The sequence below is a fragment of the Dysgonomonas sp. Shenzhen-Wh21 genome, assembly GCF_043392705.1.
In the GTDB taxonomy this organism is placed as follows: Bacteria; Bacteroidota; Bacteroidia; order Bacteroidales; family Dysgonomonadaceae; genus Dysgonomonas.
The window spans coordinates 142,146-162,836 of record NZ_JAIXHZ010000078.1 but is presented as its reverse complement, the minus strand read 5'-3'; the positions used below and the strand labels follow the sequence as shown (position 1 = coordinate 162,836).

Annotated in this window: 18 protein-coding genes, 1 tRNA gene and 1 pseudogene; 8 read left to right on the top strand and 12 right to left on the bottom strand. The window is 38.9% G+C overall.

Annotation, left to right across the window (positions count from 1 at the left end):
- Nucleotides 1–248: pseudogene (locus LDB17_RS05430) on the bottom strand (hypothetical protein); the annotation flags it as partial.
- Between the two features lie 218 nt (nt 249–466).
- Between LDB17_RS05430 and LDB17_RS05425 the strand changes: the two are divergent.
- On the top strand, nt 467–1,159 hold the full coding sequence (locus tag LDB17_RS05425; protein ID WP_252638325.1) for a hypothetical protein: 693 nt from the start codon (nt 467–469) through the stop codon (nt 1,157–1,159).
- 123 nt (nt 1,160–1,282) lie between these two features.
- Here the strand turns inward: LDB17_RS05425 and LDB17_RS05420 are convergent, their stop codons facing one another.
- A complete protein-coding gene (locus tag LDB17_RS05420) occupies nt 1,283–3,187 on the bottom strand; it encodes a RagB/SusD family nutrient uptake outer membrane protein (protein WP_252638326.1) in 1,905 nt (634 codons plus the stop codon).
- 191 nt (nt 3,188–3,378) lie between these two features.
- On the opposite strand from LDB17_RS05420, the gene LDB17_RS05415 reads away from it, so the two are divergent.
- The 5 genes from LDB17_RS05415 (at nt 3,379) to LDB17_RS05395 (ending at nt 10,396) form a co-directional block, all read left to right on the top strand.
- Nucleotides 3,379–3,927: a hypothetical protein gene (locus LDB17_RS05415; RefSeq protein WP_252638327.1), complete on the top strand. Its 549-nt coding sequence runs from the start codon at nt 3,379–3,381 to the stop codon at nt 3,925–3,927.
- 13 nt (nt 3,928–3,940) lie between these two features.
- Nucleotides 3,941–4,405 (top strand): hypothetical protein, encoded by a 465-nt coding sequence (locus tag LDB17_RS05410; RefSeq protein ID WP_252638328.1) that lies wholly within the window; start codon nt 3,941–3,943, stop codon nt 4,403–4,405.
- Between the two features lie 218 nt (nt 4,406–4,623).
- Nucleotides 4,624–6,348, top strand: a complete 1,725-nt coding sequence (locus LDB17_RS05405; RefSeq protein ID WP_252638329.1) for a hypothetical protein — start codon at nt 4,624–4,626, stop codon at nt 6,346–6,348.
- A gap of 176 nt (nt 6,349–6,524) precedes the next feature.
- Nucleotides 6,525–7,697, top strand: coding sequence for a PBSX family phage terminase large subunit (locus tag LDB17_RS05400; protein WP_252638330.1), 1,173 nt, complete (start codon nt 6,525–6,527; stop codon nt 7,695–7,697).
- An 89-nt stretch (nt 7,698–7,786) separates the two neighbouring features.
- Entirely contained in the window at nt 7,787–10,396 is a 2,610-nt protein-coding gene (locus tag LDB17_RS05395; RefSeq protein ID WP_252638331.1) for a hypothetical protein, read from the top strand.
- Nucleotides 10,397–10,556: 160 nt separating this feature from the next.
- On the opposite strand, the gene LDB17_RS05390 is transcribed toward LDB17_RS05395, so the two are convergent.
- Nucleotides 10,557–10,985 carry a hypothetical protein gene (locus tag LDB17_RS05390; RefSeq protein ID WP_252638332.1) on the bottom strand — a complete coding sequence of 143 codons (429 nt, stop codon included), beginning with the start codon at nt 10,983–10,985 and terminating at the stop codon, nt 10,557–10,559.
- A gap of 193 nt (nt 10,986–11,178) precedes the next feature.
- Between LDB17_RS05390 and LDB17_RS05385 the strand changes: the two genes are divergently transcribed.
- On the top strand, nt 11,179–11,493 hold the full coding sequence (locus tag LDB17_RS05385; RefSeq protein WP_252638333.1) for a hypothetical protein: 315 nt from the start codon (nt 11,179–11,181) through the stop codon (nt 11,491–11,493).
- Nucleotides 11,494–11,503: 10 nt separating this feature from the next.
- On the opposite strand, the gene LDB17_RS05380 is transcribed toward LDB17_RS05385, so the two are convergent.
- Together LDB17_RS05380 and LDB17_RS05375 are read right to left on the bottom strand one after the other, a co-directional pair.
- Complete coding sequence (locus tag LDB17_RS05380; protein ID WP_252638334.1) at nt 11,504–11,755, bottom strand: hypothetical protein; 252 nt, start codon at nt 11,753–11,755, stop codon at nt 11,504–11,506.
- A 417-nt stretch (nt 11,756–12,172) separates the two neighbouring features.
- Nucleotides 12,173–12,349 carry a hypothetical protein gene (locus LDB17_RS05375; RefSeq protein ID WP_252638335.1) on the bottom strand — a complete coding sequence of 59 codons (177 nt, stop codon included), beginning with the start codon at nt 12,347–12,349 and terminating at the stop codon, nt 12,173–12,175.
- Between the two features lie 557 nt (nt 12,350–12,906).
- Here LDB17_RS05375 and LDB17_RS05370 point away from each other — a divergent pair.
- On the top strand, nt 12,907–14,253 hold the full coding sequence (locus tag LDB17_RS05370; RefSeq protein ID WP_252638336.1) for a DUF6056 family protein: 1,347 nt from the start codon (nt 12,907–12,909) through the stop codon (nt 14,251–14,253).
- A gap of 255 nt (nt 14,254–14,508) precedes the next feature.
- Here the strand turns inward: LDB17_RS05370 and LDB17_RS05365 are convergent.
- The 7 genes from LDB17_RS05365 to thrS all read right to left on the bottom strand — a co-directional run bounded on the left by LDB17_RS05365 (nt 14,509) and on the right by thrS (nt 20,206).
- Nucleotides 14,509–14,580: transfer RNA gene (locus tag LDB17_RS05365), tRNA-Arg, on the bottom strand.
- Nucleotides 14,581–14,715: 135 nt separating this feature from the next.
- Nucleotides 14,716–15,630 carry a DMT family transporter gene (locus LDB17_RS05360; protein ID WP_252638337.1) on the bottom strand — a complete coding sequence of 305 codons (915 nt, stop codon included), beginning with the start codon at nt 15,628–15,630 and terminating at the stop codon, nt 14,716–14,718.
- Between the two features lie 269 nt (nt 15,631–15,899).
- Nucleotides 15,900–16,244 carry a 50S ribosomal protein L20 gene (rplT, locus tag LDB17_RS05355; protein ID WP_006798843.1) on the bottom strand — a complete coding sequence of 115 codons (345 nt, stop codon included), beginning with the start codon at nt 16,242–16,244 and terminating at the stop codon, nt 15,900–15,902.
- Between the two features lie 102 nt (nt 16,245–16,346).
- Nucleotides 16,347–16,544, bottom strand: coding sequence for a 50S ribosomal protein L35 (rpmI, locus tag LDB17_RS05350; protein ID WP_006843779.1), 198 nt, complete (start codon nt 16,542–16,544; stop codon nt 16,347–16,349).
- Nucleotides 16,545–16,597: 53 nt separating this feature from the next.
- The gene (gene infC / locus LDB17_RS05345; protein WP_252638338.1) at nt 16,598–17,221 is read right to left on the bottom strand and encodes a translation initiation factor IF-3; all 624 of its coding nucleotides are present in this window, start codon (nt 17,219–17,221) and stop codon (nt 16,598–16,600) included.
- Nucleotides 17,222–17,444: 223 nt separating this feature from the next.
- Nucleotides 17,445–18,014 (bottom strand): DUF4468 domain-containing protein, encoded by a 570-nt coding sequence (locus LDB17_RS05340; RefSeq protein ID WP_252638339.1) that lies wholly within the window; start codon nt 18,012–18,014, stop codon nt 17,445–17,447.
- Between the two features lie 239 nt (nt 18,015–18,253).
- A complete protein-coding gene (gene thrS / locus LDB17_RS05335; RefSeq protein ID WP_252638340.1) occupies nt 18,254–20,206 on the bottom strand; it encodes a threonine--tRNA ligase in 1,953 nt (650 codons plus the stop codon).
- Nucleotides 20,207–20,691: the final 485 nt, after the last annotated feature.

The window sequence follows — 20,691 nt, the reverse complement described above, 5'->3', positions numbered from 1 at the left end:
TTCCAATTATCTTTGCCATAGCCGCCACCCAGATATTTAAATGAGCTGGCAGAGGCACCCCTTAACTTTTCTCCTCGAAAATAAACAGAGAAATCATCTTTCGAATAACCGCCTCCCAATGATGTTATCTTTCTTTGGCAAGAAATCTTCACTTTGGCAGACTCTTGTGAATGATGCTTTATCGCCCACAAGTCAGCAGAATGAGTATATAAAAGTGTCAATATAAATAATGCAATCACCTTTTTCATAGTATTTACATTTATAGTTTTATTCTTGTTAGAATATAAATCTTGGAGAAGGTTTAATTGTCTCAAACGAAAACTGCTTCGTTACAGGGGATTTGCAATCCCCTGCTTTACTTTCCCTCCGTCATCCTTTCGAACACATCACCAAATATACAAAGAATCGCCCTATTCATCATCTTTCCACAAAATTATCTATTACTATACAAACAACTAAAAAACGTATGGTAACAGTAGAATTAAACAACGTAAAACTAGAAATCCCCGAAAACTGGAGCGACATCAAACTATCGCGCTACGAAAAACTTTACATGCAAAAGCCCGAAACCAAGCTCGATCAGGTTCATTTCGTTGCCGATGTGTGCAACATCGATGCGAATGTACTGCTGGAATCCCCTGCGCAGGTGTTTAATGCCCTTGCCGAGATTGTAGACTTTGTGTTCGACAGCGAACTGCCCCCTGCTAACGCAGTAAAAGTGGGAGACACGGAATACTTCGTATCCTTTGCCGACAAACTCACCCTCGGCGAATGGGTCGATGCCGAAAACGTGATAGGTAGCGACAGCGAGTACAAACTCTCCGAACTGCTGGCCATCCTTTGCCGACCTGCTGGTGAAAAGTACAACCCCGATCTATTGGGCGAACGTACCGAAATGTTCAAAAACCTGACATGCGACAAGGCTCTGCCGCTGATCAGTTTTTTTTTATCCAAAAAGAGAGAATACGAAGCGATTTTGAACCACTATTCGACGGTAATGACTCAAGCCGCCCGGTTTCTAAAGGATACAAAGACTTTTGCAATAAATGGGGGTGGTATAAAACGATTGCCGATCTGGCAGAGGATAAGATACACCTATTTGATACGATCACTCGAAAAACAGTTGGCGAAGTGTTCGGATTTCTCCTCTACAAAATAGACAAGTCGCACGCCGAAGAAGACCAGTATAAGTTTGAGAGACAGATGAGAGGATAAAATATAAAAAACGAATGCCCGCATATCGGATGCGGGCATTGCTATATTTATTCGGATTATACTTGAATCAATATCCGGGGTTTTGTTTCATATTCGGAATCATATCCAGCTCCCTTTGAGGAATAGGAAACAGAAGTTTATAATCTTCGATATTCAATATTTCTTTTGCCTTATCCATACGTTTGAGTACAGAGAAATATAAACCTTCATTTCCCAAGTCTTTTTTCCATTCATTCTGCAAGGCTGACTGTACATTTGACGATCCATCGATCTGATCGCCACCATTTCTCTTTCTCACCTGATTGAGGTATTTGAGTGCCTGATTCGTATTCCCCAACCCTATATTTGCTTCAGCAGCCATCAGCAAAACTTCTGCATAACGGCACACTGCTAAATTATTACCTTTTTGTACCAGTTCACGATACGGCAAACTAGAATAGTCGTCAGTATTAGGCAATTCGAATATCATTTCTTTGCTGCCTCCTGCATATATAGCGTTTACATTGCTTTCTAACGAATACTTACCACTATTGACAATAATGTTAAGGCATTCCAAAGCCTTGCTATAATTCTTCTTATTCAGATAAGCTCTTGCCTGAATAGCTTTTGCAAAATACTTAGAGCATTCAAATCCTGAGCTGCTTTCGGGAAGATGTGCGTAAACACTTTCGAGCTCGCTGATAACAAATTCTAATATTTCATTTTTGGAAGTAGAAGATATAGCATCTTGCCAAACACCTGAATTGTATCCTGTTACAAGAGGTATATTTCCCCACATATCAGTCATACCCAAGTATAAATATGCTCTGTAAGCTTTTGCAAGATATTGGTATTTCTTAAACCAGTCGTGCTTACTCTCGGCAGAGGTAAGTACATTCGCTCTCGTTACCGACCTATATGCTGATGACCACAGGTCATAAATCATGGGCATATTAGCTGTCAGGTTGTGATCGTAAATCTGTTTCAAATCATAGTACCTATTCAGTTTTTCGGCGTTTACTGTATTTGCGTATAAGCCTTCAACTAAATATTGGTTTTGTAAAAACTTGTATTCATCTATAGCTAACGAAGCACAGAAGTTTTTCACATTTTCCTCCGAGTTAAAAATATCCTCAGGCTCAAATATGTTTGGTACATCTTCTTCATAGCTGTCACCTATCTGTCCGTCACCGTCGCCATCGATAAACAGTTCGAAGTTTCCGACCTCCACAGTCTTACCCAGCTCCTCATATCTTTTCTTTATATTTTCCTTGATTCGACTATAGCTTAAGCCCAAACTGGATGAAGCAATCGCTTTCTTTGTTTCTTCGCTTACTTGTCCGTCTGTAAGGTCATTTCTTAGTTTACTCATAAATTCGGTAAAGGCAGCATCGCTCCTCTCATTGAGCAATATAGACGAAATGGCTATCAAGATATTAGCCGAAGTATCGTTTCCTGTGATACTTGCCGTTTCAGGAATCAGCGTTTTGTCTGTTATCAAAAAAGCTTTCAACAGTTCTGCTTGGGCTTGCTGCTTTGCTGCCTGAAAACTCGTTCCACCCGAGACAAGATTTACAACACGTGGCATTTCCAGATGTGTGAGGATGTTTACATTCACATTCGCACTGTTTACATCCTCAATACTGGTTATAGCCTCCAACGACACAGGTGCATCAGATAGCTTGCCCGTATATTCGTTAAAATAAAACCCATTCACCGAGAGTTTTACATATTTTGAAACTAGAGCAGTAGACGGGTTGATAGAAAATGCACCTTCGTCATTTGTTTTGGTTTCAAAAACACGACCCGTTGCCTTGAGTTTTTCGTCCAGTTCGTAAACGCTCACAGAGGTCCCTGATACAAATGGCCCTTTTTCGACAAGACCTTTTATATTTCCTACTTTTACAGTTACAGGCTCTTTTTCTTCACTGCTGCAAGACATAAGAAGTAAAAGGGAAAAGAATAAGATAGATGTTAATAAGTATTTCTTCATGATAGCTATGTTTGTTTAGTAAAATCAGTGCTAATGCATTTGCATTTACAAATATAAAATAATAAATGAAAGTTTAGCTGTATTTTTCCATCTAAAGGTTAAATCATATCTTTTTATCTAATTTCCCCCGCCCCTTTTCATCATTTTCTAAGAAAATTATCTATTAATAAACACATCCTAAATTTTTAGAAATGATAGAAAGTATAATCGACATTTTCAGGCAGCAAGCCCGTGAGCATAAGCTTATCAAAGCCTTCTATTATGGGCGCAATTACGAGCTGGGCAGCGGCAAAGAGGCCTATCCCCTCTTTTGGCTCGAAGACCCTTTGCGGGGCAACAACCGAAACAATACATTCTCTAACTCGGTGAGCTTTTCAATCCTTTTTCTACCGCAAAGTGAAGAGTCGGTAAGCCATTTGCAAAACCTTGCCTTCTCTACCGGGCTGAATATCATAGAACGCATCAAGCGAGAGCGTGACACACTGGGCATCTCCATCACTCCCGATTGGGACTATATGACACTCAGCGATTACTACGACGACAATGCGGCGGGTTGCCGTTTCTCAGTCAACTTTACACAGGCAAACATGCAAAACCTGTGCCTCATCGATCAGCAGTTTGATGCAAGCAAGGAGTTCATTAAGGGTGAGGCATTGAAGTGTTTCGACTTGTCGCCTGCCGGCAATTGCGAGGTGTTTGTGAATAAGTTTCCCGATTTTGATCTGAAAACAAAGAAGTAATAAATCTAAAGCAATGACATCGGCACTAAAAAAAGCAATAGATCAGATAACGAACGAAATAGCCATTCTTGCAGGCGATATTTTCAAAGACGACAAAGTCAGCAACAACCCCAAGGTGAATAAAAACACACTGCGAGAGAAGGCGAAAGACGTGAATGTATCGTGGCGAAAGGCAAACGGAAATATCGTGATCGAAGCCTATTTCGACAACTATATCACCTTTCTCGAAAAAGGCAGAGCACCCCGCAAAGGCAAGTTTCCGCCATTGGACGAGCTGCGAGACTGGGCACTATCGCGAAACATCCCTACCGACAACAGCACCCTGTTTCTCATCGCACGGGCCATCTGGCGAGACGGACACGAAGGGCGTCCCATACTCGCTACGTTGGAAGAAAGGATAGACCGCAAGTTTGAAACCGAATGGTACGACCAACTTTTTGAAGCAACGATCGACGAACTGAATAGATATTTCAACTGACGCATTAACTATAAGCAATGATATATCATCTATCGTTCTTTCGGATTTAACTACGTTACACTCCGTTGATTGCTAATTGCAATCCGAAAGCTATTTCAATCAGGATTTTAAATCCTGAAAATAAAGCTTCGGGGTTACAAACCCCGAAGGACGGAACGGAGACTTAGAACGGACAAATACACATCAATATTTTCATACAACTAAAACAACATCACAATATGGGATACTTTATTAACGGCTCTGACATAGCCAAAGCAACAATAAAACCCGCAAAGGTTTCTCTGGCGGGTAACCCCAATTATATACAGTTCGAAGCCAATATTGCCGCAAAAGGCAAGCCGGTAGAGGTACAACTCAAGCTCACAGGGTGTGGCTATGTCTTTATCAGACCCGATGTGCACGGCATAAAGATATACGAGAACATATCCTCATTTAGCATCATAGAAGCCGAATCGGGCAAAGAGCATAAGTTTGAGGGCACATCCGATCTTGACAAACTAAACGAGCCCGGGGCTTTCTATCTGGGCAAATTCCATGACTATGCAGGTCCTGCCTGGCAATACGAATACCACAACACGGCACTGGCTCTGAAGGAGGGTTTGGAGAAAAATGAGTTTTTCAAGAATTTCAAAATCTCCATATCGCCCGATGACAATAAAACAATAAACATCGTATCCAACGGTAGTGGAAAAGAGTATATCTTCTCGTTTGTTTTTCGAAAAAACAGCAATGGCAGAAACAGAACTTTTTTCGGTATCACAGGCAATCCCGCAGAGACCTATCCCGCAGGCACAGACACACTGGCTATCGGTTACGACAATGTGGGGATACACCTCGACATGTACAAAGACACAGGTATATTTCTTGGCGAGGACGACACCCCCTCGGACAGCAATATGGGCACAAAGGCAATAACCCTTACCAAAGCATATTCATATACCCCGCTGTGGTTCAATACGAATATACTGGAAAACAATACGATACCCACAACTTTCTTGAAGGCAGAGGACTGGGTTGACACGGGAACGATCAAAGATTTTCGGTTTACAGCCAAACGTGTAATTACCGACAAAACCGTTTCTCACACCACGCCGCTTTACCATTCGCCTGTGCTCTACTCCATCGCCGGATACAACCGCACGTTGGAGAAAAACGACCTTTCGGATTATGTGTTCGACACAAAAGAAAGGTTTAAAAGCCCCGAAACCATCAATAGGGTAAAGCCGCTGACCAATCAGCCTCAACTCTTTCATATAAAAGGGCAAACACAGTATTTCAATTTCATACTGTCCGATGCCGAGCATAGCAAAAGCATTGCTGATGAGTATCGGTTTGGCATCTGTTATGAGCTGCTGTCGCAATCGGGGCTAATGATAGCGAAAGAGACTAAGCACCTGAAAGCCCGCAAGGATTTTTTTATGGTAAACACCATCAAGCTCGACATCGACACCCTACTCCACCAATACCCCAACACAGGTCTTGTTCGTGCGTATCTGATCTATTCGGGCAACGAGTCGCAAGCCGTACAGATAAGCCACGAACTGACGTTCGGCATACTTCCCGAATGCCTGTATAAGGTAAAGGATTTTGCATTCCTCAACCGACTGGGCGGATGGAGCAGTTTCAACTTTTCGGGAACGGAGCACACCGATTTCAAGGCTGAGGCTAATACAATATTCAAAACGCAGACTCCTTATTTTACAACGAGCAGCGACATCGAATCGGTGTATAGCAAAACCGTTACCGAGCAGTTCACCGTGCAAACTATGCCTCTCCGCAGGGATGTATGCAACTGGCTCAAAGAAATGAGTGCGTCACGTATGGTTTACGAGCAGGCAACACAGCGGTATATCATTGTGGATGAAATGAATATAAAGCCAAATTCGAAAGACGAGCTTTATAGGGTGGAGATGAAGTATCATTATTCTGATTCGTATAACTAGCTAATACGCAGCGTTCCACCGTTCTTTCGGATTTGCAATCCGAAAGTGATTTCAATCAGGATTTAAAATCCTTATAGTAAAGCTTAGGGGTTGCAAACCCCTAAGGACGACGGACGGCGAAGGGATAGACACTAAAGGCGAAAAGAAATAAAAGAGAAAACAACAGAAAATATACAATGAATACAACAACCGTATTTGACAAAAATCTGAAAGCCTACAACTACCCTTACAGGTACATTGTAAACAAAGGTTCTACACGCTCGTCGAAGACATACAGCTTGTTGCAATTACTGTTTTTTATTGCCGAATATTCGGATAAGCCGAGGGTAATATCCATTGTATCGGAGTCGATGCCGCACCTCAAAAAAGGTTGTATTCGAGACTTTAAAGAAATTCTGCAAAAGGAGAATAAATGGAATGCCCGACAGTGGAACGCAACGGACAAGATTTACAGGATGAACAACTGCATTATCGAATTTTTCTCGGCAGATAATCCTTCGAAAGTACATGGCCCGAGCCGAAATATATTGTATATCAACGAGTGCATAAATATAGAATATGAGGTGTTCAGGCAATTGGCTATCCGTACCACCGATACGATATTTCTGGACTGCAATCCTTGCTTTGAGTTCTGGCTCGACCAAAAGGTATTGCTAAACGACGATGCCATTCTTATCCATTCCACATACAAAGACAACGAGTATCTGACGGAGGCGCAGGTGAAAGAAATAGAATCGAACCGAGGCGACAAAAACTGGTGGCAGGTGTATGGCGAAGGGCTTACAGGTTCGCTCAAAGGGTCTATTATGACCAATTGGGAAGTAGTGAAAGCGATGCCCCACACCTACAAAAACCGCTGGATAGGCATAGATTTCGGCTTCACCAACGACCCTACGGCGATAGTAGACATGCGCCTGTCGGAAGGCGAGCTGTGGATAGACGAACTGCTATACGACAAGGGTTACGACAATATGATGATATCCAACGCCCTGCGATCTTACGGCATAGCGCAAGACATCCCCATCGTAGCCGATAGCGCAGAACCGAAGAGCATCAGCGAGATAAGGTCGCAAGGATGGAGAGTAGAGCCTGCACAGAAAGGCAAGGACAGCATCGTTACAGGTATCTCGATACTCAACCGTTACCGCAAGCGCATCACGCAGCGAAGCACGAATATCATCAACGAGTACCGCAACTATCGCTGGCAGACCGACCTCAACGGCGAGGCTACAAACCGCCCCATCGACCGCTACAACCACTCGATAGATGCGCAACGGTATGTTTGCCTCAACAAGCTGATGGAACGTGGTTCGGAGTTGAGCTATTCGATCATAAAGGGAAAGAGATAGATATGTTGGTCACGAAACAACTGTTATGCTCCATAAAGTCAGCATAACAAATACAAGACAGTCACTTAATTTACAAATAAATACAAATCATGAGCATAGAACTATACATCAAAAACCGCCTTTGCGACATCAACAGTCCCGAGAGCCTCGGCATACGGCTAAAACGCCAGTTTATCAATCCTGCCGAATTGAGCGTGAAAGACGCACAGATGTCTTACGAGATAACGCTGCCTGCCACACCTAACAACAACGAGATTTTCAGCCATGTGAATGTGGAGGAGGTACAGGGCAAGTTTCGCATCTATGAAGACGCTCGCCTGTATGTGGATGGTATCCTTATCCTCGACGGTAAATTCCGCTTGAGTGAGATCACGCAAGACAGCTACAAAGGCAATTTGGGAGTGCCCGCCCCCCTCACCGCAAAGGATATTTTTGGAGAAACGATGATGAATCAGGCAGGAAAATGGCTTATCCCATTTACAGGGGTAGACGATATTACTCGATACAATACCGGGGGGCACGACAAATCGGTATATGGAGAAATTTCGCCTTGTATATTTCCGTTGGTGCTATATGGGTTGTTGCCGAAGGACACTAATAATAAAAACATTACAGATGAGTTTAAAGTTACTTTAGATGATTCGGTATTATTGGATGTAAAAGATATTCCTCCTTCTGTTAATTGTATCCATATGTTAAAGCAAATATTTAAGAATGCCGACTATACTCTTACCGGAGATGCCCTGAACGATGAAAGGATAAATAACTTGTATGTCAGTTACAAGAATCCGGAAGAATTCAGAATGGTATGGAGTGCTTCCAGAATGAGAATCAAGGGCATTTGGGGAAACTATATGGAAGATAATATCAACAAAAAGGAAACACAATATGATACTTTAGAGAAAGCGGGTACAAATCTTATGTCGATCAATACTGATTTGTTTTATTCACAAAACATAAAAGTCAGTGAAAGAGAAGACCCGGGCGATAATATAAGTGTGGAAGACAGCAGAATAGCAAAAGTTGTAAAGATGATTGTTCCAGAGGATGGGCTTTACAAACTTGATTTTGACGTTAATCTAGCTATAAAATCTGCCTCGCTCTCTACTGATAGAGGTCCACAGATTATTCCGGGAACTTTTGGTAGCCCCATGTATGAGGTAAAAGTTTTAAGATATACTGAGGGAACATTTCTGCCGAAACAACATTTCGATAATTCCTTTTACCAGAATAATCTTAATCAAAAGGAGGGACAAAGCGGAAATATATATCCGAAGCCTCACGAGGTGACATTTATAGATCCGAAACAAAACCTGAATATGATATGCGGTTTTTCATGGGGTGGAGAGTCTTCCTCATACTCAACTTACAAAAACCCTACAGTGACAGATGGTTTACAGCACAACCCAATGGCAATAAGCGGTGGGGAATCGTGGAGTTATGGCTTTGAAGATGGCATAGATAGTCGATTCTATTCCGCTGTAAAAAGTACAGGTTATATCTATGAAGATGGAACAGAAGCATCCCTATTTAAAGTAGAACTGGAGAATGCACCTGCAACAAAAACAGCACGAAGTACCGGCAGTGCAACCGGAAATATATCTCAGATAGTCTGGCTGAATGCAGGAGAACGCATCGCCCTAGTATCCACATCCACTTACGAAAAGTCTAACAGGGGCTGGAACAATCATAGTATTGAATTTGATCTCTCACTTACCCCATTCAGTCCATACAGAAGTTGGCTTACTGTAGATAAGAATGGCTCTAGTAAACCCGGTATCCCAATGAATTGGAATGACCCGGCTTCTTTTGACGAAGGAAATTTAAATTTGACCAATTTCTTACCTAACGGAATAAAAATCAATGATTGGATAGACAACTTCTGCAAAGCTTATAACCTCAAGCTTACTCATAAAGGGGATATTAATTTTGAACTAAGAATAAAAGGCAACGAAATTGTTCAGTCTCTGGACAATATAATAGATATCGATAGATATGCAAATATCCGACTACATCGGAACGAATCGCTAAAACTGCCTTATATGTATGAATTGGGATTTACAATTGATACAGACGAAGAAGGTTATTACCGGACAATGAAAAATAAAATAGATGAAAACACCGGCAGGGAAACGGATGAAAAACTCACCAATTCGGGGAATAGTGGTGGTGGACAATATTATACAGGCAGTAATGAAACAAATAAAATAACACAAACATCAACATTCTCTTACAACTGGTACAGGAGGTTACTTGACAGTAAGGGCGAATTCGTCATAGAAGTACCTATTATTTCCGAATATGAAGCATGGGATGGGGATTATTCAGAAATGTTAAAGAAAAGATATTATGATAAAGCCCAACGTTTTTGGTATAAGTCAGGAATATTTAATATTGAAACCATAAAGAACAGGAATGTACAGGTTGCCCTTGTTTCTAACGAATATAATGATACATATAAAATGATATTGGATTATGAAAACAAAACCGATTCGATTATGAAAAATTTCTTCTTCCTACTTGACAACAGCAACGATTACACAATAATTGATTGCATACTTAGTGCGGAAGAATATAAGAATTTAAATAAATCGCTTATCCGATTCAACGGAGACCTTTATAATGTAGCTGAAATAGATGGTTATGACCCTTTAGGTAAGAATCAGGCAACACTAAAACTCATTCGCAAAATAAAATAATACAGAAGAGGGTATATCAAAAATAAAAACATACTATCAACGTATTACTTTCTATTGTTATGTTGAACGATAGTGAAACGTCTCTCCTCTCAAAAGAGATTCTTCCCTACAGCCAGGATGACAGAATGATCGTAAAAATTGCTTTTGATACATCCTCTTTCTATTCTTGGACTTTTGTTAGATTTGACCATGATTCATCCTTTTCAAGTTCATATGTATATTGCAATTTATTGTTTTTCACTTTATATCTATTTATTTCATTTGGCAGATTTTTAAAGGCTTTATCATTGATGATATATTTTTCTCTCCACAATTCCATAGTATATTTTCCATTGGGATGGAAGTATACATTATATACTTTGAAATCTTCAGAAAAGCAAATTCCCCTATCAGTATCCCAATTGAACCTCCATACCCCCTTTATCGGATTAAACCCTTCCGGCTTAAAATTAGGGTCGGCAGGATCGTTCCAATCGCCGTTCCATACAAATTCTTGGGGTTTCTTCGTTTCCTCTTCCATATCACCTCCACACGAATAGAAGGCTACAGACAGGCTGAGCAGTAGGATTATGGATAGTAGTTTTTTCATTTTTGCCTCGGTTTGTTTGACTGTAAAGATATAGAAAATAGCTGAGGAAGCAAGTATTTTAGTTAAAATGGGATTTCTGCGTATCGAGAAAGTAATAATCGAGAAACCGTTCAATCAAAAAGTGATTTCTTATTGCTACTTTCGTCTTTTGAATAAATTGTTACAAAAAATACAGAAATTCAACGATCGCTTTATGAAAAAAGTTGCCTACAGTGCTTTATATAGCCTCTTATATCTTCTTGGTCTTATTTTTCTATATCTGATAATAGGGTATATAGTAGAAAAACTATACGGCTATCCCCACCAATCGAGCGATGCGTATTTATTATATAATCCTTTTGTGGTTGTAGGAAAAACCATGAAAGCATATATTGTAGGGCTAATTGTCTCTATCAATATTCTGGTTTATCTTTTCATTAGCAAGAGGATGGATAAGTTTTTGTTTATCCCATTCTTTACTATATCGGCTATGCTTCTGACGATATTTGTGTATGCTCTTTTCTTTTAAAGTATCGAAATTACTTCTTTTTCTGGTCGTTTCGGTATTGCTCCAACTGCTTATCAATTGACTTCCCTGTTCTGGCATCGAGATCAGCGGGAAGGCCATAACCATCGCAATGGAACGAGCAATAGTTACAATTATCGGCACATTCCCTGTCGCAATTCGGATAATTGCACTGATTAATACCAAGCAATGAATTGATTACCATACATGAATTGAGGGAGATAAAAAAAGATAGGATTAAAGTTCGCGTTAGTGTTTTTTTCATATTTGTGCTATTAAAAATGTAAAAGTTAATATCATCAATTGTTTTAACAATGTGTTTGGAATAAATTACCTTAACCCCAAAAACGACAAGATATACTTCCCATACATAGAATAAATGGAGGCGGATACTATAGTAAGAAATATTGCAATAATTAAAAAAAGTGTACTTTTATATTTTAGCCCATGATATTTTGCAAAAAATGAGCATAAATAACAGAAGACTGCCAATAGAGGCGACGCCATTAGAATGAAAGCAAAAAATATAACTACTGTTCCTAATATATCTTTGAGTATAATCATCTACCTAAAGTAATTAAAGAATTAAAAAGTTAAAGTAATATTTTATCCAATGAATAACATATTCTTTCTTTAAACATGGCAAAAAAATTGAGATATAATTAAATAAAAAGCTTAACTTCTAATCAAGAAAACGCGTAAAAATATTAATAATCAATCCCAAACTGACAATAGCTACTACCAGATAAAAAACGAAATGCAAGTATATACTTGTTTTTGATAATGTATCCGGCATATCCTTATATGGAGGAGTAGTCTTGTATATACCCCTGACGATAAATAGAACAATTTTATTCATACCGCAAATGTAAAAAAATGAATAAGAGGAAAACAGAAAAAGATCAGAAAAAATAGAGATCCAATTGGCAACAAACTAATAAAATAGCTTAGATAAGATATCATCCATAAAAGTAACAAGAAGGATGAAAGCGATTATTGCAAAAACTGTATAAGCTTTGTCTCTTCTCTTCTTTCTAAAAAGATATATTCCATATACAGATAAAAGAAAAATAATATAGCCATATATCCACCAGAAACTAAAGAAAAAACTAAAATTAAATTTCATTTTCCAAAAGGAATAAAATAAATAAGAAGCCCGCGAAATCACTTCGCAGACTTCCCAACCTTAACACAAACTTTACAAAACTACAGACATAAAACAGCCCACCTCCGAAAAAGTTCGCCCCATAACACCGAAAAAGTGTAAAAAAATATTAATTTTTCATTTTAGATAGAGTAAATCTGTCGGAAAGGGTGAGTTGTTGAAAAAGATAACCACATTTGCAAGACAAAATATTTCGAAGTAAAATATATTTCATTTACTTTGACAAACACATTTATGACAACTATTACAAAATGAACAATAAAAATATTTCATTATCATTCATTGCCCTTATTGCTTTTTTAATTATATATCCAATCAACTATTACTATCCTTTATTAGCTGATGATTTCTCATACTCATTTGTATTTAACGAAAATAAAAGAATAGAAAATTTATTTGATATAGTTACCTCACAACTTAATCACTATGAAATATGGGGAGGAAGGACAGTTGTTCATACTATTGCTCAATTGCTTTTAATGATAGACTTTCGTATATCCAGCATTTTTAACGCATTGGCATATATAATATTAATATACTCAATATATAGAATATCTATAACGAACAGTAAACTAACCACATATTCTTCAATATCATTATTGCTTTTAATACATGTTTTTATTTGGTTCCTACAACCTGAGTTTTGTTCTAATGCAATATGGAAAACTGGAAGTGCCAATTATCTGTGGGGATCATTAATCGTTATAATGTTTATGTATCCTTATTACAATTATATAAACACACGATTATATAAAGAAAGTAATGTTAGAGCAATACTTTTCTTTCTGTTCGGAATGGTTGCAGGGTGGACTAATGAGAATTTAGGAATAGCACTTATTATGTTCATTTTATCAACAATAATCTTGTGCAAATACTATAAAATTAAAATACCGAAATGGTCTGTCATCGGATTAACGGGAACAATTATCGGATACGCTTTTATGATTCTTGCACCGGGCAACTATAAGAGAGCTGACATTATTATTCAAGATTACAACAAACAGGGTTTGGCAGAACATGACATCCCTCTTTACATCCTACAAGTGGCTATCAACCATTTTCAAAGCTATATATTACCCCTACTAATAATATGGGCAATTGCACTACTTATTTTTTTATTCACCAATCGTCGTGAAAGAAAAAATATGGTGCTAAACTCCTTATTATTCATACTTTCAGGTCTTTTTTCTTTTTTTATAATGATTCTATCCCCTACATTCCCTAAACGAGCACTTTTTGGAACTATTATACTTATCATTATTGCGATTGCGATCCTTGTTTGTAATGTTAATCTAAAAATAAAATATTCTAAATTAACATACGCTATCGTCATTGTTTTTATGACATGTATATTCTCTTATGATTATGCTAGAAAGCTTATTACAATAAAAGAAGTTCACGATTTCTGGGAATTAAGAATTACCTACTTAGAAGATCAGAAAAAGAAGGGTGTGAGGGACATTGTTTATAGAGATAAACTGAAGCAATACCATTCCAAATATGGATTTTCTGATTTAAGTTCAGACCCTCATGTTTGGTGGAATACTGACTATGCAAGATATTATAATATTAATTCGGTTGCCGTTATTTCAGATTAGATAAACATATAGAAAAAAACATGTAAATACGGGAGTATATGAACACATTATAAATTACAAACCCATTTAGACGATAACCCATTATTACTAACAGAGAAAGAATAGAAGATGAGAAAGATTGACAAAGAAAGTGTCGTGTTTGATGTATTCCTAATCCAATAAGTAAGTAATTCACAAATCTCCCCCTGCCAACCTCCCCCTAAAAAATAACGACTATATATTCAATGATATACAGTCGCTATACTTGCTTTTCTGTGACCCTGGCGGGAATCGAACCCACAGCTAAGGAACCGGAATCCTTTATTTTATCCATTAAACTACAGGGCCGTTAGGCGACACAAAAATATAAAATTATTCCCAGCTTTTGTATACAATCCAAAATTATCTTACAGCCCCCCACAAAGAACAAAAAGAGACACTCTCAGCGAATATCTCTTTTTGACTACAATCGGTTCATTCAATTTAGTTCACAGTACAGAACGCCCTGATACGTCGGTATACAGCCATGACGTTTACTTCCGCCAAAAGCATTGCCGACAATATAAGTGCACCACCAATCACTGTTCGGCTTGTTATCTCTTCATTTAATATTATATACGCAAATACAGTCGCAAAAATAGGTTCGCACAAGTATGTCAACGCGATCTTCTCGGCCTCAATATACTTCTGAGCCGCATTCTGAATACAATACATATAAGCCGTAGACAAAATGGCGACAAACAGCAAAGCCTTCCATACATCAAAAGGCAACGACATCGAGATAGCCCCAACGCCCTGCGTAGATACAGTTAATGCACCCGCCAAAAGAGCACAAACAGATAGCTGTATGATAACAAACGGAATAGCCGTTACATCAGACCGTGAATCTGTACTGATCTTGCCCACATACAAAATGTAAACCGAATAAAACAACGACCCCACAAACACCATCAGGTCTCCGATCCTAAAGTCTGAGAAACCCGACGCCATGGCAATAATATACAACCCGGCTAAAGCCAGAAGGCACGCCACCCACATTCGTGTCTGAATAGATCTCTTCATAAACAGGAACGCAAACAAAGGAATCAGCACGACCTCTACCCCCGCAATAAACGAGGCGTTGGACGAACTTGTATACTTCAACCCCACCGTTTGCCAGCAAATACCCATAAAAAGGAATAGCCCGGCAATAGCGCCTTTACGGATTGTTTCACTGTTTATTTTCGGAATCTGCTTGTAGAATATCAAAGCCAGAATGAAAGTCGCAATCAAGAAACGATAAAACATGAATGTGTAAGGGTGGATAGAATCGAATGCATCTTTGGATAAAGGAAACGAAATTCCCCAAAATGCAGTTCCCAACACTAAGAGAGGCAGGTAAATTTTGCTTTTACTCATCAATCAAAATAATTTAAAAATTAGTATATCTAAATTATTAGGGTATGCAAAGAACTCTTTACAAAAGGATACCCATACTCCCTATTTTCTTCCCTAACGCTGGAGTATAAGTAGCAAAATCCTTATCTGAGGTGCAAAAGTATAGCTTTTTTATACAATAACAAAATCAGCAATGAAGAAAAGCCCCATAATAGACAAACTCGATAACGTATAGAAACAAAAAAAGCAACCACTGCGGGTTGCTTTTTCTTTGTATATAAAGATATTCTTTATTTTACTTTATCTACGATTGCTTTGAACGCTTCCGGATGGTTCATTGCAAGGTCTGCAAGAACTTTACGGTTGATCTCTACTCCATTCTTGTGAAGAGCGCCCATCAGGCGAGAGTAAGACATACCTTCCAAACGTGCAGCAGCGTTGATACGTTGTATCCAAAGTGCACGGAAGTTGCGTTTTTTAGCACGACGGTCACGGAAAGCATAGGTAAGACCTTTTTCCCATGTGTTTTTGGCTACTGTCCACACATTTTTGCGGGCTCCATAGTAACCTCTTGTTAATTTCAGAACTTTTTTTCTGCGGTTGCGCGAAGCAACATGATTGACTGATCTTGGCATAATTTACATTGTTTTGAATGATAGCGGTTTTCTTATTTCAAAAACACTTTGCTGCATACATCCGGTTAATAAATCTTTAAAACTTGCTTTTAAGAAATACAATTATTTCATTCCCAACAATTGCTTAACAGACTTTTCGTCCACCTTGCTTACTGTTGTAGTGTGAGTAAGGTTTCTTTTCTGTTTTTTTGTTTTCTTAGTCAAGATGTGACTTTTGAAAGCATGTTTTCTTTTGATTTTTCCTGTTCCGGTAAGGGCAAACCTCTTTTTGGCACCGGAATTAGTCTTCTTTTTTGGCATCTCAGTTTATTAATTAAATTAATTTATATACGAATGCAATTCTTTCGAACTGCTTATTCTGCGCTTTTTTCTTCGTCCTCTTTCTTTTCCACTTTCACCTTTGGCTTATCTTCCTTCGGTTTAGCAGGAGCAGCCTTTGCAGGTGATTTTTTAGGAGACATCATCATGATCATTCTCTTACCTTCAAGTGCCGGCAACTGATCTACTTTTCCGTAGTCTTCGAGCTCGGTAGCAAAACGAAGCAGCAACACCTCTCCTTGTTCTTTAAACAAGATAGAACGTCCTTTGAAGAACACATAAGCCTTTAGCTTAGAGCCTTCTTCGAGGAATCCTTTGGCGTGTTTCAGCTTGAAGTTAAAGTCATGGTCGTCGGTCTGTGGTCCAAAACGAATTTCTTTCACCACCACCTTCACCGATTTGGCTTTGGCTTCTTTTTGCTTTTTCTTTTGTTGATAGAGGAATTTCTGATAATCTGTAATCCTACACACAGGAGGTTCTGCTGTTGGAGAGATTTCAACGAGGTCAAGCTCAAGCTCATCAGCCAATCGTAAAGCCTCACCAATAGAGTATACCCCTTGCTCGACATTATCTCCGACTAAACGAACTTCTCTAGCTCGAATGTTATTATTGATCTTGTGTAACTCTTCTTTTTTTTGATTAAATCTATTGTTCCTCATTCAAAAAATGTTAGATTCTTTTCCTTTATTTTTTATTTATTTTTATTTTTAAAACAAAGCTGGGTGCAAAGGTAATAAAAAACTTATTGAATTTGTATAAATTTCCCTATCTTTTTAATTCAAAGGGGGATGCCCCCTATTCTTATTTATACATCCAAAATTGTCACAGCTTCATCACTTTAGTTTCAATTAATCAGATTTCGTTTTGTATAACGGTTCTTATTTACCAATTATCATTTACACTAGCTCCATCCGATTGAATGAAATCAACAAACATCTGCACTTCACTGTTGAAATGGTCTTCAAGTTTTTGCTTTTCATTTTTCATCAAAAGCTTTCCCTTATTATCAAAAATAGCCCAGCCTTTCATTTTACTGGCAGCAATATAAAACTCATTGCCACCCTCCTCGAAGGTTAAACTCAGAGTTGTGATATTATACCGAATACGTCCATCCCGAAATCTCATCTCTATCTGATAAGCACCATTTACTTTAAGGATAACCAGCATTTTAGAAAAGCTGAATATCGTTGGGTAATAAAGACTATATCGCAAATAATCTCCATCCAAGTCGGATTTTATTGCAAATTTGGGATTCGACATTTTTTCATTTACATATCGCTTGGATATACTATACAAGTCTGATGCCGATTTTCCGTCAACAGGAATAACCAAAAAGTCTTTAGACGTATCAGCAGCATCTCTCAACCCTTCGGGGGTTAATTCAAATTGCTGTGAAAAACAGGATAATGAAATCACTCCCAAAATGAGTGTAATTAATAAAGTTTTTTTCATTGTTTTGTCTTTTATGTTTGCATTAAAAAACTAATATACGAAATAAAACCTTAAATACCGCATGAACAGCCAAACTTAGCTAAAAAGCAGGATCAAATTACAATCTATATATTACAGTATATATAATGTAACCCTTAGAGCATCATCGGCATATCCATAAAACGATGAGAATGCAAAGAGTCCCAAAAGTTCTTATAACTTTTGGGACTCTTTTATATCACTTAGTAAAATGACGAGACTTAAGCCTGATGCTCCCAAGCATTCATCATTTGTTCCATTTCTTCATTTAGCTGTGCGGCAAAGTTCACAAACTTCATAGATCCTTTATCACCATCACCTTGTTTGCGGATTGAAACCTCTTCACTTTCGGCTTCTTTCTCTCCTACAATCAGCAAGTAAGGGATACGTTTCAATTCGTTGTCACGGATTTTGCGACCTATTTTTTCGTTGCGGTCGTCTACCTGCGAACTGATACCCTGTTGCTTGAAGTAGTGAGACACACGGTGAGCATAGTCGTTAAACTTCTCGCTGATAGGCAATATCACCACCTGATCGGGAGCAAGCCACAACGGGAATTTCCCTGCTGTATGCTCTATAAGCACGGCAATGAAACGCTCCATCGACCCAAACGGCGCACGGTGAATCATCACCGGACGGTGTTTTTGATTGTCGGCTCCTGTGTATTCGAGTTCGAAACGCTCCGGAAGGTTGTAGTCTACCTGTATTGTTCCCAACTGCCAACGGCGACCCAATGCGTCCTTCACCATAAAGTCGAGCTTAGGACCATAGAATGCCGCTTCGCCAAGCTCTACACGTGCCGGCAAGCCTTTTTCTTCGCAGGCTTCTATAATGGCACGCTCTGCTTTTTCCCAGTTTGCATCGCTACCGATATATTTTTCACGATTGTTAGGGTCTCTGAGTGAGATTTGTGCTTCGAAGTTTTCGAAATTAAGCGCCTTGAAGATAATGAATACAATATCCATTACTTTGAGGAACTCCTCTTTGAGCTGCTCTGGTGTACAGAAAATATGTGCATCGTCCTGAGTAAACCCACGCACCCTTGTCAGTCCGTGAAGCTCGCCACTTTGCTCATAACGGTATACAGTACCAAACTCGGCCATACGCAAAGGCAGGTCACGGTATGAGCGTGGAACGATTTTATATATTTCGCAGTGATGCGGGCAGTTCATCGGTTTCAACAAGAACTCCTCCCCTTCTTCCGGTGTATGTATCGGCTGGAAAGAATCTTGCCCGTATTTTGCATAGTGACCCGAAGTTACGTAAAGCAATTTGCTACCGATATGCGGTGTCATCACCTGTTGGTACTCGAATTTCTTCTGAATTTTCTTCAGGAAGTCTTCGAGTTTGAGGCGCAATTGTGTACCACGAGGCAACCACAATGGAAGCCCTTTACCCACATTTTCGGAGAAGGCAAACAGTTCAAGCTCTTTTCCTATTTTGCGGTGGTCACGCTTCTTAGCTTCTTCGAGCATCAAAAGATACTCGTCAAGCATTTTCTTTTTAGGGAAAGTGATACCGTAAAGACGTGTGAGCTGCTTGCGCTTTTCGTCGCCACGCCAGTATGCACCTGCCGCGCTAAGTATCTTCACCGCCTTGATATACGATGTATTAGGCAAGTGAGGTCCACGGCAAAGGTCGGTAAATACCCCTTGTGTATATGTTGTAATGGTTCCGTCCGCGAGGTCGTTGATAAGTTCTACCTTATACCCCTCGTTACGGTCGCCAAACATTTTTAGCGCATCGGTTTTTGTGATGCTCTGACGTTTGATCTCTTCCTTATTGGCTATCAACTCCATCATTTTAGCTTCGATCTTATGAAAATCGGCATCTTTGACAGGAGTATCACCAAAGTCTATATCATAATAGAATCCATTCTCGATGGCAGGGCCTATCCCAAATTTTGCATGAGGGTAAAGTATCTGCACCGCTTCGGCCATAAGGTGTGCCGACGAATGCCAGTATGCATGCTTTCCGTCTTCATCTTCCCATTTCAGCAATTCGATCGTCGCATCCGTATCTATTGGTCTTGTTAAATCCCAAACCTCTCCGTTTACCTTTGCGGCAAGCACGTCTTGCGCCAAACGGGAACTGATACTCTCAGCAACCTGCATAGATGTTGTTCCTTTTTCGAATTCTCTTACGGAACCATCCGGAAATGTAATTTTAATCATATTCGTCTTTCTCTTTTTTTAGTTATGCAGCTCCTACAAATAAGCTGCTTTCCAGAACTTGCAAAAATAAACATTTTTTACAGATTAATATAATTAGCCATCACAGATTTTATCCAATTCGGCTATTTATGCCCCGCATCCGTATTGCCGAAGCCTATTTTACTGAAGGCTTCTTCCTAAGCTCTTCTTATTTATTTAGTTATATGATTATTAAAGGGTTGTTTTTTTATATAATATTATTATATTTGCAAGGTATTTGTGACAAACATTTATTAAACGAGGCAATACAAGTCGGTAATACGGAAGACTTATTTATGAATTCTGACTAGAAAAGTATGTTTAGTTAAGCATATATTTCTTTCTGATGATGTACAAAATATGTTCATTTCATCGGTAGTATAAGGACAGTTTACATATAGTTTTTCTTTATTTTAAATCAATTCCCTCTCTTTTATTTGTCATAAACAAATCAGGCATTAAACTTT

Bases quoted from the DNA above. Each gene is read 5' to 3' on its own strand.
- LDB17_RS05425 (WP_252638325.1), top strand. From the start codon at position 467: ATGGTAACAGTAGAATTAAACAACGTAAAACTAGAAATCCCCGAAAAC.
- LDB17_RS05420 (WP_252638326.1), bottom strand. From the start codon at position 3,187: ATGAAGAAATACTTATTAACATCTATCTTATTCTTTTCCCTTTTACTT.
- LDB17_RS05415 (WP_252638327.1), top strand. From the start codon at position 3,379: ATGATAGAAAGTATAATCGACATTTTCAGGCAGCAAGCCCGTGAGCAT.
- LDB17_RS05410 (WP_252638328.1), top strand. From the start codon at position 3,941: ATGACATCGGCACTAAAAAAAGCAATAGATCAGATAACGAACGAAATA.
- LDB17_RS05405 (WP_252638329.1), top strand. From the start codon at position 4,624: ATGGGATACTTTATTAACGGCTCTGACATAGCCAAAGCAACAATAAAA.
- LDB17_RS05400 (WP_252638330.1), top strand. From the start codon at position 6,525: ATGAATACAACAACCGTATTTGACAAAAATCTGAAAGCCTACAACTAC.
- LDB17_RS05395 (WP_252638331.1), top strand. From the start codon at position 7,787: ATGAGCATAGAACTATACATCAAAAACCGCCTTTGCGACATCAACAGT.
- LDB17_RS05390 (WP_252638332.1), bottom strand. From the start codon at position 10,985: ATGAAAAAACTACTATCCATAATCCTACTGCTCAGCCTGTCTGTAGCC.
- LDB17_RS05385 (WP_252638333.1), top strand. From the start codon at position 11,179: ATGAAAAAAGTTGCCTACAGTGCTTTATATAGCCTCTTATATCTTCTT.
- LDB17_RS05380 (WP_252638334.1), bottom strand. From the start codon at position 11,755: ATGAAAAAAACACTAACGCGAACTTTAATCCTATCTTTTTTTATCTCC.
- LDB17_RS05375 (WP_252638335.1), bottom strand. From the start codon at position 12,349: ATGAATAAAATTGTTCTATTTATCGTCAGGGGTATATACAAGACTACT.
- LDB17_RS05370 (WP_252638336.1), top strand. From the start codon at position 12,907: ATGAACAATAAAAATATTTCATTATCATTCATTGCCCTTATTGCTTTT.
- LDB17_RS05360 (WP_252638337.1), bottom strand. From the start codon at position 15,630: ATGAGTAAAAGCAAAATTTACCTGCCTCTCTTAGTGTTGGGAACTGCA.
- rplT (WP_006798843.1), bottom strand. From the start codon at position 16,244: ATGCCAAGATCAGTCAATCATGTTGCTTCGCGCAACCGCAGAAAAAAA.
- rpmI (WP_006843779.1), bottom strand. From the start codon at position 16,544: ATGCCAAAAAAGAAGACTAATTCCGGTGCCAAAAAGAGGTTTGCCCTT.
- infC (WP_252638338.1), bottom strand. From the start codon at position 17,221: ATGAGGAACAATAGATTTAATCAAAAAAAAGAAGAGTTACACAAGATC.
- LDB17_RS05340 (WP_252638339.1), bottom strand. From the start codon at position 18,014: ATGAAAAAAACTTTATTAATTACACTCATTTTGGGAGTGATTTCATTA.
- thrS (WP_252638340.1), bottom strand. From the start codon at position 20,206: ATGATTAAAATTACATTTCCGGATGGTTCCGTAAGAGAATTCGAAAAA.